Source organism: Afipia sp. GW822-FHT03D08, assembly GCF_058801645.1.
The window spans coordinates 1,681,736-1,695,900 of sequence record NZ_JBXANK010000001.1 but is presented as its reverse complement, the minus strand read 5'-3'; the positions used below and the strand labels follow the sequence as shown (position 1 = coordinate 1,695,900).

The window sequence follows — 14,165 nt, the reverse complement described above, 5'->3', positions numbered from 1 at the left end:
TGCGCAATGCACTATAACTATCGGGGGGCAGTTACGCGTATCAAAATTCTATTGCGACGAATTCAAATTTGTCATGCGCCTTGGGCGCAACGGCTATGCCTTTGTCACGAAACTGTCGACGACCTTCTTCTCACCGGCCTTTTCAAAGGCGATGGTGAGCTTATTGCCGTCCACCCTAGCGACGTTGCCGTAGCCGAACTTCTGGTGGAACACGCGGTCGCCGAGCGAGAATTCGGAATTGGTGCCGGTCGACTTGGCGATCAGTTCGCCTTCGATCACGGTCGCCTTGCGGCTGAAGCTGCCGCGCGAACCGGAGTCGTAGCGTGCTCCGGTCTCATCGAATCCCTTGCCGCCGCTGCGTGCGCGATTGGCCTGTGCGCGTTGCCAGCCAGGCGTCGTGTAAGTCGAGCCGAACGATTCCACGTTGTCGAAGCGCGATGCGCCGTAACCGCCAGAGCCGCCCCATCCGGAGCCGCCCTTGCTTTCGGTGATCTCGACATTGGCCGTCGGGAGTTCATCGAGGAAGCGCGATGGAATGGTGGTGGTCCATGAGCCATGGATGCGCCGGTTGGTGGCAAAGTAGAGCATGGCGCGCTTGCGTGCGCGCGTAATGCCGACATGGGCGAGGCGGCGTTCTTCTTCGAGCCCCGCGCGGCCCTGCTCGTCGAGGGTGCGCTGGCTTGGAAACAGGCCCTCTTCCCAGCCCGGGAGGAACACGTTGTCGAACTCCAGTCCCTTGGCCGAGTGCAGTGTCATCAGGGACACGGCGTCGTCGTCGGCGCCGCCTTCGCGGTCCATCACCAGCGAGATGTGTTCGAGGAAGCCTTGCAGGTTCTCGAACTCTTCCATCGAGCGCACGAGTTCTTTCAGGTTGTCAAGGCGGCCCGCGGCATCGGCGGACCGGTCCTTCTGCCACATCTCGGTGTAACCGGATTCATCCAGCACAATCTCGGCAAGCTGTGTGTGCGGAACGATGTCGCGTTGCGCGCGCCAGCGGTCGAAATTGGTCATGACGTCGCGCAGGCTGCCGCGCGCCTTCGGCTTCAGCTCGTCGGTCTCGATCACCGCGCGGGCAGCTTCCGTCAGCGGGATACGGCGCTTGCGGGCGACATCGTGCAGCATCTGCACGGTGGCGTCGCCGAGGCCGCGTTTCGGCACGTTGACGATGCGCTCGAAGGCTAGATCGTCGGCGGGCGAATTGATCACGCGCAGATAGGCCAGCGCATCGCGGATTTCGGCGCGCTCGTAGAAGCGCGGCCCGCCGATCACGCGATAGGGCAGGCCAAGCGTGACGAAACGGTCTTCAAACTCGCGCATCTGAAACGAGGCGCGCACGAGAATCGCAATTTCATTCAGCTTCTGGCCGGCGCGCTGAAGCTGCTCGATCTCCTCGCCGATGCCGCGGGCTTCTTCTTCCGAATCCCATGCGCCGGTAACAGTGACCTTCTCGCCGTCCTCATCCTCGGTGCGGAGCGTTTTCCCGAGGCGGCCTTCGTTGTACGCGATCAGGTGCGAAGCGGCAGCGAGGATGTGACCGGTCGAGCGGTAGTTGCGCTCGAGGCGAATGACCTTCGCGCCAGGGAAGTCGTGTTCGAAGCGCAGGATGTTGTCGACCTCCGCGCCGCGCCAGCCATAGATCGACTGATCGTCGTCGCCGACACAGCAGATGTTCTTCGGTGCGGCGAGGGGGGTAACTTTACCCGAGTTGTCATCACCGGGCCGACGCGAAGCGTCGAGACCCGGTGATCCATCTTGTGAAGATTCGATGGATTGCCGGGTCAAGCCCGGCAATGACGAAGCAGAGGACGGCGCCTGCGCCAGCAGCCGCAGCCACAGATACTGCGCGACGTTGGTGTCCTGATATTCGTCGACCAGGATATATTTGAAGCGCTGCTGATACTGCCGCAGCACGTCGGGGTGCTCGCGGAACAGGCGGATGTTCTCCAGCAGCAGATCGCCGAAGTCCGCGGCATTGAGAATCTTCAGCCGCTCCTGATAGCTCGCATAAAGCTTGCCGCCCTTGCCGTTGCCGAACACGGCGGCTTCACCGGCCGGCACCTGCGATGGCGTCAGCCCGCGGTTTTTCCAGCCGTCGATCAGTCCGGCCAGCATGCGCGCGGGCCAGCGCTTGTCGTCGATGTTCTCGGCTTGCAGCAACTGCTTCAGCAGACGGATCTGGTCGTCGACATCGAGCACGGTGAAATTGGATTTCAACTGCACCAGTTCGGCGTGATAGCGCAGGATGCGTCCGCCGATGGAATGGAACGTGCCGAGCCACGGCATGCCCTCCACCGCCTGGCCGAGCATCTGGCCGAGGCGGTGCTTCATCTCGCGCGCCGCCTTGTTGGTGAAGGTGACGGAGAGGATTTCGTGCGGCCGTGCGCGGCCGGTCGAGAGAATATGCGCAATACGCGAGGTCAGGACCCGCGTTTTGCCGGTGCCCGCACCGGCCAGAACGAGGACCGGCCCGTCGAGCGTTTCCACGGCCTCCCGCTGCTCGGGATTGAGCGCGCTCAGATATTGCGGTGCAGCCGACGCGCGCGCCCGCGCAGCGATTCCGCCAGCGGCTGGCTGGTGGCTCGGCACGTCGCGGGACAGGTCTGACGGCGGCAGCTTGTTCGGTTCGGTCATGCGATTCGTCTTTGCCGTCACGATGGCATCGCGACGCCCGAAAGGGGAGGCTTCATATCAGGGTACGGGGACATATAGGCATGATTGGGCTCGCCTGACACCGTTGATCCCCCGCAAACGGGCCGGCGCCGAGGCTGTCCCGCCCATTTTTGTTCCATTTCGGCTGGATTTTTTGACCTTCCAAGCAATGGCACCGGGCTGGAACCCGGGCGCGTCTGGCGGATTGGTTTTGCAGCAGGAGCGCTCGCCGCTCCCCGAACGAAACGCAGGAGCGTGTCATGATGAGTTGGGTGGTTACATTTCTGATTATCGCGCTGGTCGCGGCTCTTTTGGGCTTTGGCGGCATCGCGGGCGCGTCGATCGAGCTTGCCAAGATTGTTTTCTTCGTTGCCCTGATCCTGTTCGTGATTTCGGCGGTGGTGGGCCTTGCCCGCCGCAGCAGCGGTCCGTGATGTGACGACAGACAGCGGCGCGGTGGCGTCATTTGGCCGGCATGGTGATGCGCCGGCCAATGCCATCGGGCCGTGCGACAGTGCCATGCGCCGTGACGACGTCGCGGATGCGCGCAGCGATGTCAGCGGGAAATGGCGCGGTTTTGCGTGCGTTGATGTCCACATGAAGCGTCATGTTTTCGGACGTTGCCGAGAGCCAGCCTTCAGTCGCATGGCGTAGCTCCTCGAAGGTATGGATGCGCTTGTCGTCCGCTTCGATCAGATAAACCGACACCTGCACCGGATCGCCCAGATGCACCTCGCGCAGGTATCGTACATGCGCTTCGGCGGTGAAAGTCGATCCGTGACGTGTCTTCATGTAGTCGGGGCCGATACCGAGTTCGAGCCACATCTGATCGATGCCGCGGTCGAACAGCACGTTGTAGTAAGCCATGTTGAGATGGCCGTTGTAGTCGATCCATTGCGGCTCGATCTGCATCACCGTGGTCAGGAACGGCGCAGCGATATGTTGCGGCGCATTGTTTTTCTGAGGCATGCTTGATGTCATCTCAATTCCCGGTTGGCGTCGGCCCTCTCTCTTGACCCGCTATATATCCTTTGCCACGGTCCGCGCCATAACCGGATCAAAAGAAGAAACGAGCGACCGTGGCCTTTTCCAACGCAGCCCTGACACGTCCCGCAGCATCCGCGCTCTCCAGCGCCATCGAAGCGCTTGCCGCGCGGTTCGGTAATAATCTGATCACGTCGCAGGCGGTGCGCGAGCAGCATGCCCATACCACCACCTGGTTGCCGATGCAGCCGCCGGATGCGGTGGTGATGGCGCGGACCACGGAAGACATCCAGGATGTGGTGCGGATCTGCGCGAAGCACCGCGTTCCGGTGATCCCGTTCGGCACCGGCACCTCGCTGGAAGGGCAGGTCAACGCGCCGGCCGGCGGCGTCTGCATCGATCTGCGGGAGATGAATCGCATTCTTGCGGTGCATGCTGACGATCTCGATTGCGTGATCGAGCCGGGTGTGACGCGCAAGGCGCTCAACGAACATCTGCGCGATCAGGGTCTGTTTTTCCCGATCGATCCCGGTGCCGACGCATCGATCGGCGGTATGGCATCGACCCGCGCGTCGGGCACCAACGCCGTGCGCTACGGCACCATGAAGGACAATATTCTGGCACTGAAGATCGTGCGTGCCGACGGCGAGATCATCACCACCGGCACGCGCGCCAAGAAATCTTCGGCGGGCTACGATCTCACTCACCTGTTTATCGGTGCGGAGGGCACGCTCGGCATCATTTCCGAAATTACACTCAAGCTGCGCGGCATTCCCCAAAGTATCGCCGCCGGTGCCTGCTCGTTCGAGACGGTCAAGGGCGCGTGCGACGCCACCATTCTCGCTATCCAGACCGGAATTCCTGTGGCGCGGATCGAACTGTTGAACGCCGCGCAGGTGAAGGCCTGCAACGCGTATTCAAAGCTAACCTTGCCTGAGACGCCGCTGCTGCTGCTGGAATTCCACGGCACCGAAGCCGACGTGGCCGAGCAGTCAGCAATGTTCGGTGAGATCGCGAAGGAATGCGGTGGCGGTGGATTCGAATGGGCGACACGCCCGGAGGACCGCACCCGGCTGTGGCAGGCGCGGCATGACGCCTACTGGGCCGTGCGCGGGCTTCGCCCCGGTGCGCAGGCGGTGGCGACGGATGTTTGCGTGCCGATCTCCCGGCTGGCCGAATGCGTGGTCGAAACAGAGAAGGATCTCGAAACGGTCGGCTTGATCTCGCCGATCGTCGGTCATGTCGGTGACGGCAATTTTCATTGCTCGATGCTGGTCGATGTCAGCGACCCCGACGAAATGCAGCGCGCGGATGGATTTCTGCATCGTCTGGTCGAGCGGGCTCTGGCCATGGGCGGCACCTGCACCGGCGAACATGGCATCGGGCAGGGCAAGCAGCAGTATCTGGAAACAGAACTCGGGCCCGAAGCCGTGCAGGCGATGCGCGCGCTCAAAGCCGCGCTCGATCCGCACAACATTCTGAACCCCGGCAAGATTCTGCCGTCATGACCGGGACCATAGCCCTGGATGCGAAGAGCGTCGCTGCCGAGGCGTTGTCGGTACTCGGTCAGGGCCGGCAGATTTCGCCGTTCTCGTCGCGCGATCCGGCCTTTGGTCTGGACGAGGCCTACAAGGTCACGCCGATCGTCCGGCAGATGCGCGAGGCGCGAGGCGAAAAGGTACTGGGCCGCAAGATCGGTTTCACCAACAGCACGATCTGGGCGCAGTACAATGTGAGCCGCCCGATCTGGGGCTACATGTACGACCGCACCATTCGCAACCTGAGCGACACCGGCGGGTTAGCCTCTCTTGCGGAACTGACCGACCCGCGGATCGAACCTGAAATCGTCTTCGGTTTGTCGGCTGTGCCTGATGCTGCGATGGACGAGCGCGGCCTGCTGTCCTGTATCGGCTGGGTGGCGCTCGGTTACGAGATCGTGCAGTCGATCTATCCCGACTGGAAGTTTGCCGCGTCCGATACGGTAGCCGCCTTCGGCCTGCACGGCGCAATGCTCATCGGCGAGCGGCATCCGGTGTCCGGCAACGCCGAGGCATGGATGAAGCAGCTTTCGGATTTCGACGTCGAACTCGCCTGTAATGGCAATGTCGTGGATCGTGGCCATGCGCATAATGTGCTTGGCGGCCCACTGTCGGCCTTGCGCCATTTCGTCGATGTGCTGTCAAAGGATGACGTGAACCCGGGCCTCGCGGCGGGAGAAATCGTCACAACGGGCACGCTGACGCGCGCGCTGCCAATCAAGCCGGGTGAGACGTGGACCACGACAGTCTCGGGTATTCCGCTCGGCAGTATCAGCGTCGCCTTCGGATGAAGCCGGCGATCAGTACTTCTTCCGGAAACTGTAACGCATCAGGCTGACCATCCCGGCCCGGAAGCCGCCGGCCGACATGCGCAGGTAGCGGCGGAATTCGTCGGTGTTCGACTTGCCGACAAGCTCCACCGCTTTATCGTAGTTGGCGAGCAGGTTCTGTTCCCACAGTACCAGCGTCCGGTAATAGTGATCGGCGTCGTTGCGCGCGGCGATCAGACTGAACGTGCCTTCGGCGGCCGCGATCGGCTCCCATTCCAGCGGCAGATCGCTTTCCGGGAAGGTCTTGTCCAGCAGCGGCTGAACCTTGGTCCGTTCGGAATAGGCGATGGTTTGCAGCGACACTTTTCCGTTGATCGCCAGCACGCTGTCGCAGTACGCGAAAAATTCGCGATAGGATTTGAGCTTGGCTGCGGGGTCGAGTCCTTTCTGGACGAAATGCTCGAACGCACCGACCGAAATGATGGCGTCGTATCGGCGTTCAGGCTTGTGGTCGCGCCAGTCCTGCTCCAGCACTTCGATTTTTGGATTCTTGCCGTCGCGGATCCAGGCGGCCTGGGACGGGCTGAGCGTCAGCCCGACCGCATGGGCGACACCGGCATGATCGACCAGCCGCCGGAGCATCGCGCCCCATCCACAGCCGATGTCGAGAACCCGCGCGGCGTTCGCTGCACCGGCGGCTTCGATATGGTGATCGAGTTTGCGGCGCTGTGCTGTGACAAGATCGTCGCCGTCCTCGAACAGCGCGCACGAGTAGATCATCTCCGGATCAAGCACGAGCCGGAAAAAGTCGTTGCCCATGTCGTAATGCGACATGATCGCCTCAGGCGACGCGCCTGTTCTCTCCGCGGGCCGCGCAATTTTCTCGGACATTTTCCCCACTGGGTTACAGGGTTGTGAACGGAGCCTGATAAACTTAGTATTCCAAGCTACACACAGGTTCAATATTCGTGCCATCCGGTGTCCGATCCCACTGAGGAAAGACCTTGCAGACCACGCTGCTCGGACTGGCCATCGCTTTCATCCTTGCGCTGATTGCGGCGCTGGTCGGCCCGTATTTCGTCGACTGGAACCAGTTCCGCTCGCAATTCGAGACGGAAGCATCCCGTATTGTCGGTGCGCCGGTGCGCGTCGGCGGCAAACTGGACGCCCTGCTGCTGCCGACGCCGACGCTGCGGCTGCGGTCGGTCGCCATCGGCGGCGACAGCGATCCTGCCAGGGTCCGGGCCGGCAAGCTCGACGTCGAGTTCAGCCTGGGCGCACTGATGCGGGGCGAATGGCGGGCCAGCGAACTGTCGCTGGAGGATTTCGCGCTGGATCTCGGCCTCGATCGTCAAGGCCGCTTCGAATGGCCGGCGACGGCGGGCCGCTTCAATATCGGCTCGCTCGCCATCGACCGGATGAACGTCGCCGGGCGGATCGCGCTGCACGATGCGTCCAGCGGCAAGACGCTGCGGATCGACGATCTCAAATTCAGCGGCGATGTGCGCGCACTGGCCAGCAGCCTGCGCGGAGATGGATCGTTCACGCTGCTCGGTGCGCGGACGCCCTTCCGCATCTCGTCGGGTCAGAGCAGCGACGGCAAGGGTACGCGTGTGCGCTTTGTCGCCGAGCCGGGTGAGCGGCCGCTACTGGCCGATCTCGATGGCGTGCTGACATTCGACAATGCCGTGCCGAATTTCGAAGGTGGCCTGACACTGGCGCGGCCGTCCGATGCCAAATCCGCGGTGCCCGGACAGCCGTGGCGGATGACATCGCGGGTGAAAGCCAGTCCGTCGTCGGCAACGTTCGAGCAGATCGAAGCGGCTTATGGCCCGGAAGACAATGCACTGCGGCTGACAGGCGGCGGGGAAATTCGCTTCGGCGCGTCGCCGTTGCTGCGTCTCGCGCTGTCGGCGCGGCAACTCGATGCAGACCGTCTGTTGATCCGAGGTGCAGCGAGCGCCGAGCCGCTGCGATTGCTTCCCGCGCTGCGGACGCTGGTCACGTCGCTGCCGGTGATGCCGCTTCCCGCGCAAATCGAAGCCAGTGCCGATCAGATCGCGCTCGGCGGACGGCCACTCCAGAATATTGCCGTCGAACTGCGTGGCGATGAGCAGGCGTGGACCGTCGGAAAGTTCGAGATGCGCGCCCCGGGCGCGACCCGCGTCTCGGCAAACGGCACCGTTGCGCAGCCGGGAGCGTCGGCGCGTTTCACCGGGCCGATCAATATTGAATCGTCCGACCCCGATGTGCTGGCTGCATGGCTGCAGGGCCGCAGCGACGCCGCGTATCGCAATCAGAAGTCGCTGCGCCTGCGCGGCGATGCGACGCTTGCGGCGGATCGGGTCGCGCTGGACGGTATCAAGGCCGACATCAATGGCGGCACGATGGAGGGCCGCATCGCGCTGTTGAATGTCGCCAACGGCAAGACGCGGATCGAGGCTGCTCTGAATACGGCGAGCCTCGATCTCGACGCGATGTCGTCGCTTTCAGGTGCACTGGCCGGTCCGCAATCCGGATGGCCGGACGAAGGGCAGGTCGCGCTCAATGCCGAGAGCGCCGTGCTCGCGGGAGAGACGGTTCGCCCGGTCGCTGTCAGTCTGAGTTACAGTCCCACAAAATTCACGCTCGATCGTGTCGAGATCGGCAACACGAGCAGTGATTTCGCCGTCAGCGGGACTGGATCGTTCGATCGCACCGAAGGCGGCGGCAAACTTGGCCTGTACGCATCGGCGTCATCGCTGGAGCGTGTCGGAAGCCTTGTCTCACCGTTCGCCCCCGCGCTTGCGGAGCGACTGGCAGCGGTTCCGAAAGAGCCCGGATCCGCGGTGATGCTGGTGGCCGCCACACTTGGCAAGGCGAAGGACCGCTCCGGCCGCACCGATGCGGAAGCTGTGTTCAATCTGGAAGCGCCGCAGCTCAAGGGTACGATCACGCTAAAGGGATCTCCGAATATCGATCTCGCGCGCGGGCTTGATCTTGCGGCGTTGCGAGGCAACCCATTCAATCTGGAAACCAGCCTGACGGCGAACCAGACTTCAACCATCGTGGCATCGCTCGGCCTGGACCGGATCATTTCGCCGGGTGATGGCCCCGCGCAATTTGAATCGTCGATCGCCGGCGTCTGGGGTTCGCCGCTGCAATTGAAAGCCAAGCTGACCGGGGCGGGTGTCGATGGCGACATTCAAGGCACCGGCAATCCATGGGCGGACCAATCGACGGCCGCGTTGACCGTCGCGGTGCGCCGCGCCGATCTCGCCGCGCTGTTCGATCTGCAACGTGGGAGCATGCCAGCGCCAGGCGTTTCGCTGTCGTCGCGTCTTGGTGTCGCGGGCAACATCTTCACCCTCGACGATCTCGACGCCACGGTGGACGGGTCGCGGATTCGCGGACGGCTCGTGTTGACGCGCGGTGACGAGATCGGCGTCGATGGTGAGCTTGGTCTCGACACGCTCGATCTTGCGGCGGTCACCGGCGTCGCATTCGGAGCTATGGGACGTGATGCCTCGGCGCCGCTCGGCCGGGGATGGTTGCGCGGCTGGCGCGGACGTCTCGCGTTTCAGGCCTTGAGCGGGGTGTTGCCCGGAGGCGGAGAGTTGCGTCCTGTCAGCGGCGCGATCAAGGGCGACGGACAATCCCTCGTGCTGGAGAATGTCAAAGCGAGCATCGGCGGCGGTGAAGCAGTGATCGATCTCGATGCGCGTCAGGGCGCGCAGGGAACCGGTCAGGGAACATCGTTCAATGCGCGGGTGCAGTTGACCGGCGTCGATGGCCCGGCGCTTCGCTACCGCGGCCTTGCGGTGCCGGACGGGAAGGTGGCGCTGCAAATGACACTGGCCGGGCAGGGGCGCAGCGCCGCCGGATTGACCGGTGCGCTCTCGGGCGCTGGCACGCTGACGCTGACCGATGCGCGAATCGCCGGACTCGATCCACGCGCGTTCGAGGTGGCCGTTCGCGCCAGCGACGGCGGGCAGGCGACCGACGATCTCAGGCTGAAGGAGATCGTCGAGCCTGTGTTGACGGCGGGTGCGTTGAAGGTTCCGTCGGCGCAGATTCCCTTCACCATCAAGGATGGCCGCTTGCGGATCGAAGCGGCGACGCTGGGCGCTGCGCGCGCCCGCGTCGCAATTGCCGGTGGATACGACCTGCTGGCGGATCAGGCCGACATCCGCGCGGTGATGTCGCCAGTCACCACGCGCCCGATTCAGGGCCGTCCCGAAATTCGCATTGACCTGAATGGTTCGCCGGACCGGCTGGCGCGTGCCGTCGACGTTGCTGCGCTATCCTCCTGGCTCGGCATGCGTGCGATCGATCGCGAAACGCGGCGGCTCGATCAACTCGAGCGTGGCGTCGGGCCGGGGCCTGAACCCGACGAGCTGTGGGAGGAGGAGTTGCCGAAGGCGGAACCGATTCCACCGTCGGAAGTGAAGATTCCGACTCGCGATCCGCGGCGAAAGAATTCCGGCACAAAGGCCGCGTCTCCGAGACCGCCTGCTGTGCCGCCTGTGGCTGTCCAGCCGGTCCCGCAACCTGCTCCCGCGCCGAGCGGAGGGCCGCTGGTGCAGCCATTGCCGCCGCCGATCGACATCAAACCTGCGCCGGGTGCCATGCGGCTGCCGAAGCAGCGGCCGGCTACCCAAGCGCCCGCCGGGACGTTCTGATTCGATTTCTAGCTTGTCGGCGCGATGCTCGGCGATGGTTGCCGTTCGCCGATGAAGACTGATGTGACGGCGCGCGCGCGGAAGTGATCCAGCACGAACAATCGAATCGCGGACGACAGGTTGCTGGTCTTGCGGGTGCGATCGATGGCGTCGATCTGGGTCGAGAGCGGCAGGCCGCGCCGTGTCGCGATGTCCTTCAGGCTGGTCCAGAATGCGTCTTCAAGGCTGACACTGGTCTTGTGGCCGCCAACCACGACAGAGCGTTTGACCACCGCGAATTCTTTCACGCCCCGGGTCCGGATGTTGTCCGCAGCATCCGCATCCGGCATCGTCGTGTCGTCCTGCATCGAAGTTTCCTCCGCTTCGGCCAAGCGTCCGCACGCGGCGAGACGCTGTCTCGCCGCAGAGGAACTCTGGCACATTGGGTCCGATGTTCGCTCGGACTGCGCGGGATCAGAATACAGATCGCTGCCGCGAAAACTGTAATGGCCGCCCCCGCAGCCGGTCTCGAAACGGTATGTGGTTCGAGACACGGGTACATAGTAACTGAAACCAGTTACCTGCGGTATTCGTGCGAAAACCTATGACGGAGTCAGGATCGTAGCTGGGCCGTGCGCAAAACTACGGATGCGAATCTTCCGCCTGCATCCGGCTGCTGCCGTTCCCCGCTGAAGGCATTGCCCGCGAGCGGAAGTAATCCAGCACGAACAGACGGATTGCGGAGGACAGGTTCCCCTGCTGCCGGCCGCCGTCGATCTCACCGACGAGTTCCGACAGCGTCAGGTTCCGCACCGATGCGATTTCCTTCATGCCATTCCAGAAGGCTTCTTCGAGGCTGACGCTGGTCTTGTGGCCGGCGACGACGATCGATCTTTTGACGACGGGGGATTTCATGCCGGCGTCCCATCATCGATGCGGTGGTGATCGAGGATGTCGCTGGCGCGCTGCGCCTGCTGTTCGTCGCGGCTACGCTCGCCCTTGGTGCGGCCGAAGCGAATGCGATTGGTCTCCGCCTGCTTGTCTGCTTGTTCGCGCGCAATGCGCTTTTTGATTTGTTTCAGGTTGACCAGGTCGCCCATGACGCCTCCTTTATTTCAGGACAGGTTCAACAAAGGCGCGGCATGTAACGGCGCGGTTTGTTCTGTCCTGCGACTCATCCGAGCAGGCTGCTCACACGAGTCCGTTTAAAAGTTGTTCGTTTTGGTGCACGTGCAGTGCGGCAGCTCCCAAAAGTTAGCATGCGATAAGTAGGAGATGGTAGCCAATCGGCGTAGGACTTTAGAAGGTGCGACGAGATGTCCGAACGTTACAGCGAGTTAATGTAAGTGAAACGCGCTCTAACCGGGGTGCGTCATCTTGTCGGGCTTTACGAGCCGATCGAATTCTGCCTCCGAAACGAAGCCGAGACGCACTGCTTCTTCCTTTAGCGTCGTGCCGCGCGCGTGAGCAGTTTTCGCGACCTTTGCAGCATTGTCGTAGCCGATCTTCGGCGCCAGCGCCGTCACCAGCATCAGCGAGCGCCGCATCAACTCGTCGATGCGCTTTTCGTCGGCGCGGATGCCGACGACGCAATGTTCGGTGAACGAACGCGCCACATCGGCCATCAACTGGATCGATTGCAGCATGCAATGCGCCAGCACGGGCTTGTAGACGTTGAGTTCGAAGTGGCCCTGGCTGCCGGCGACGGTGATCGCCGTTTGATTGCCGAAGATCTGGCAACACACCATGGTCATTGCCTCGCACTGAGTCGGGTTGACCTTGCCGGGCATGATCGATGATCCCGGTTCGTTTTCGGGCAGAATCAGTTCGCCGAGCCCGGAGCGCGGCCCAGAGCCGAGCAGCCGGATGTCGTTGGCGATCTTGAACAGGCCGGTCGCCATGGAATTGATCGCGCCGTGCACGAATACATAAGCGTCGTTCGACGCCAGAGCCTCGAACTTGTTCTGCGCGCTGGTGAACGGCAGCTTGGTGAGCGAGGCGACCTGTTTGGCGAACAGTTTGGCAAACCGCGGCTTGGAGTTAAGGCCGGTCCCTACCGCCGTTCCGCCCTGCGCCAGCGGGTAGAGATCCTTCGCGGCGGCGCGGATGCGCGCGATGCCGCTCTCGACCTGCGCGGCGTAACCGGAGAATTCCTGGCCAAGCGTCAGTGGCGTCGCGTCCTGTGTATGGGTACGGCCGATCTTGACGATCTTGGCGAAGGCTTTCTCTTTCTGGCGCAGCGCTTTCAGCAGGATAGTCAGTGCGGGGATGAGGTCGTGGGTGATGCGCTCGGCGGCGGCGATATGCATCGCGGTAGGAAACGAGTCGTTCGACGACTGGCTCATGTTGACGTGATCGTTCGGATGCACCGGCTTCTTGGTGCCAGGCTCGCCGCCGAGCAATTCGCTGGCGCGATTGGCGATCACCTCGTTGAGGTTCATGTTGGTCTGCGTGCCCGAGCCGGTTTGCCAGACCACCAGCGGGAAGTTGTCATCGAGCTTGCCGTCGATGACTTCCCGAGCCGCGCGGACGATGGCGCGTGCGCGGCGCTGGTCGAGCAGGCCAAGCTCAAGATTGGTCTGTGCCGATGCCAGCTTCACGATCGCCAGTGCGCGGACGATCGGCATCGGCATCCGCTCATTGCCGATCTTGAAGTTGTGCTTCGAGCGTTCGGTCTGTGCGCCCCAATAGTGGTCCGCCGGCACTTCGATCGGTCCGAACGTGTCGGTTTCGGTGCGCGTTGTCTTCTTCTGGACGGCCATGATGCTTTTCCGGTGCGTTTTGGGGATGCCGAAGTGTAGGACTTCGCAACCGATCGACGCAACCGCTGCGCGCCTCCGCATGTGCGGAAACGCGTGTCCGAATTTAGAAAAGCTTCAAGATGATGTGAGGTGAGGGCGCGCCGGATTACTTCTTGCGGAAGCGATCGAGCCGCACGACTTCGGCGCCTTCGCCCTGCTTGACAGGCTCGCCGTCTGTTTCAGCAGGGGCTTCGGGTGCAGCCGCGACCGGCAGCGTCTCCACGGTGGGCGCGTCGGCCGCCGCGTCGGCCGCCTCAACGGGCTCGAACTGCAAGCCGAACTGCACCGACGGATCGAAGAAGCTCTTGATTGCGCTGAACGGAATGACCAGGCGCTCCGGAATTCCGTTGAACGACAGTCCAACCTCGAAGCGGTCATCGGTCACGACCAGATCCCAGAACTGGTGCTGAAGGATGACAGTCATTTCCTGCGGATACTGCGACAGCAGGCGCGGGGAAATCTTCACGCCTTCGGCCTTGGACATGAACGTGATGTAGAAATGATGTTCGCCAGGCAGGCCATGCTCGGCAGCGTCCGCGAGCACATGCTTCAGCACGCCGCGCAAGGCGTCGCGCGCGAGAACGTCGTAACGAATATGATCGGTCGCCATCAATGTAGTCCTGTCGAAAGGTAGCTAGTCGAATTTCAGGTCGTCAGACGTGAACGTTCCGACTCGCAAATTCGATCCATGCTATCCGGTCATGGCCCGCAGGTCAGCACCTGCGCTTGGCAGATCGCAGATATTCTCATGCGCCGCAACGCATCCGCCTGACAAATTCAATG

12 protein-coding genes are annotated in these 14,165 nt (G+C 62.7%); 4 read left to right on the top strand and 8 right to left on the bottom strand.

What is annotated here, in order from left to right; translation table 11 throughout:
- Nucleotides 1-93 precede the first annotated feature (93 nt).
- Entirely contained in the window at nt 94-2,631 is a 2,538-nt protein-coding gene (locus AC1RM7_RS08390; protein WP_006021691.1) for an ATP-dependent helicase, read from the bottom strand.
- A gap of 278 nt (nt 2,632-2,909) precedes the next feature.
- Between AC1RM7_RS08390 and AC1RM7_RS08385 the strand changes: the two genes are divergently transcribed.
- The gene (locus AC1RM7_RS08385; protein ID WP_006021690.1) at nt 2,910-3,083 is read left to right on the top strand and encodes a DUF1328 domain-containing protein; all 174 of its coding nucleotides are present in this window, start codon (nt 2,910-2,912) and stop codon (nt 3,081-3,083) included.
- Between the two features lie 28 nt (nt 3,084-3,111).
- Here the strand turns inward: AC1RM7_RS08385 and AC1RM7_RS08380 are convergent, their stop codons facing one another.
- Nucleotides 3,112-3,630, bottom strand: coding sequence for a thioesterase family protein (locus AC1RM7_RS08380; protein WP_024920346.1), 519 nt, complete (start codon nt 3,628-3,630; stop codon nt 3,112-3,114).
- A gap of 98 nt (nt 3,631-3,728) precedes the next feature.
- Between AC1RM7_RS08380 and AC1RM7_RS08375 the strand changes: the two genes are divergently transcribed.
- Together AC1RM7_RS08375 and AC1RM7_RS08370 are read left to right on the top strand one after the other, a co-directional pair.
- Nucleotides 3,729-5,141 (top strand): FAD-binding oxidoreductase, encoded by a 1,413-nt coding sequence (locus tag AC1RM7_RS08375; protein ID WP_024920345.1) that lies wholly within the window; start codon nt 3,729-3,731, stop codon nt 5,139-5,141.
- Nucleotides 5,138-5,962, top strand: coding sequence for a 2-keto-4-pentenoate hydratase (locus tag AC1RM7_RS08370; protein ID WP_024920344.1), 825 nt, complete (start codon nt 5,138-5,140; stop codon nt 5,960-5,962). Before AC1RM7_RS08375 ends, AC1RM7_RS08370 begins: the two co-directional genes overlap by 4 nt.
- Before the next feature lie 9 nt (nt 5,963-5,971).
- On the opposite strand, the gene AC1RM7_RS08365 is transcribed toward AC1RM7_RS08370, so the two are convergent.
- Nucleotides 5,972-6,832: an SAM-dependent methyltransferase gene (locus AC1RM7_RS08365; protein ID WP_024920343.1), complete on the bottom strand. Its 861-nt coding sequence runs from the start codon at nt 6,830-6,832 to the stop codon at nt 5,972-5,974.
- A gap of 113 nt (nt 6,833-6,945) precedes the next feature.
- Between AC1RM7_RS08365 and AC1RM7_RS08360 the strand changes: the two genes are divergently transcribed.
- Nucleotides 6,946-10,602 carry an AsmA family protein gene (locus tag AC1RM7_RS08360; RefSeq protein ID WP_024920342.1) on the top strand — a complete coding sequence of 1,219 codons (3,657 nt, stop codon included), beginning with the start codon at nt 6,946-6,948 and terminating at the stop codon, nt 10,600-10,602.
- A gap of 8 nt (nt 10,603-10,610) precedes the next feature.
- On the opposite strand, the gene AC1RM7_RS08355 is transcribed toward AC1RM7_RS08360, so the two are convergent.
- The 5 genes from AC1RM7_RS08355 to AC1RM7_RS08335 all read right to left on the bottom strand — a co-directional run bounded on the left by AC1RM7_RS08355 (nt 10,611) and on the right by AC1RM7_RS08335 (nt 13,992).
- The gene (locus tag AC1RM7_RS08355; RefSeq protein ID WP_006021684.1) at nt 10,611-10,949 is read right to left on the bottom strand and encodes a ribbon-helix-helix domain-containing protein; all 339 of its coding nucleotides are present in this window, start codon (nt 10,947-10,949) and stop codon (nt 10,611-10,613) included.
- A gap of 274 nt (nt 10,950-11,223) precedes the next feature.
- On the bottom strand, nt 11,224-11,496 hold the full coding sequence (locus AC1RM7_RS08350; protein ID WP_006021683.1) for a ribbon-helix-helix domain-containing protein: 273 nt from the start codon (nt 11,494-11,496) through the stop codon (nt 11,224-11,226).
- Entirely contained in the window at nt 11,493-11,681 is a 189-nt protein-coding gene (locus AC1RM7_RS08345; protein WP_006021682.1) for a DUF4169 family protein, read from the bottom strand. Before AC1RM7_RS08345 ends, AC1RM7_RS08350 begins: the two co-directional genes overlap by 4 nt.
- 258 nt (nt 11,682-11,939) lie before the next feature.
- A complete protein-coding gene (fumC, locus tag AC1RM7_RS08340; RefSeq protein WP_024920340.1) occupies nt 11,940-13,343 on the bottom strand; it encodes a class II fumarate hydratase in 1,404 nt (467 codons plus the stop codon).
- 145 nt (nt 13,344-13,488) lie between these two features.
- A complete protein-coding gene (locus tag AC1RM7_RS08335; protein ID WP_024920339.1) occupies nt 13,489-13,992 on the bottom strand; it encodes an SspB family protein in 504 nt (167 codons plus the stop codon).
- Nucleotides 13,993-14,165: the final 173 nt, after the last annotated feature.

Excerpts from the sequence above, each read along its gene's own strand:
- AC1RM7_RS08390 (WP_006021691.1), bottom strand. The coding sequence starts at position 2,631 with ATGACCGAACCGAACAAGCTGCCGCCGTCAGACCTGTCCCGCGACGTG.
- AC1RM7_RS08385 (WP_006021690.1), top strand. The coding sequence starts at position 2,910 with ATGATGAGTTGGGTGGTTACATTTCTGATTATCGCGCTGGTCGCGGCT.
- AC1RM7_RS08380 (WP_024920346.1), bottom strand. The coding sequence starts at position 3,630 with ATGACATCAAGCATGCCTCAGAAAAACAATGCGCCGCAACATATCGCT.
- AC1RM7_RS08370 (WP_024920344.1), top strand. The coding sequence starts at position 5,138 with ATGACCGGGACCATAGCCCTGGATGCGAAGAGCGTCGCTGCCGAGGCG.
- AC1RM7_RS08365 (WP_024920343.1), bottom strand. The coding sequence starts at position 6,832 with ATGTCCGAGAAAATTGCGCGGCCCGCGGAGAGAACAGGCGCGTCGCCT.
- AC1RM7_RS08355 (WP_006021684.1), bottom strand. The coding sequence starts at position 10,949 with ATGCAGGACGACACGACGATGCCGGATGCGGATGCTGCGGACAACATC.
- AC1RM7_RS08350 (WP_006021683.1), bottom strand. The coding sequence starts at position 11,496 with ATGAAATCCCCCGTCGTCAAAAGATCGATCGTCGTCGCCGGCCACAAG.
- AC1RM7_RS08345 (WP_006021682.1), bottom strand. The coding sequence starts at position 11,681 with ATGGGCGACCTGGTCAACCTGAAACAAATCAAAAAGCGCATTGCGCGC.
- fumC (WP_024920340.1), bottom strand. The coding sequence starts at position 13,343 with ATGGCCGTCCAGAAGAAGACAACGCGCACCGAAACCGACACGTTCGGA.
- AC1RM7_RS08335 (WP_024920339.1), bottom strand. The coding sequence starts at position 13,992 with ATGGCGACCGATCATATTCGTTACGACGTTCTCGCGCGCGACGCCTTG.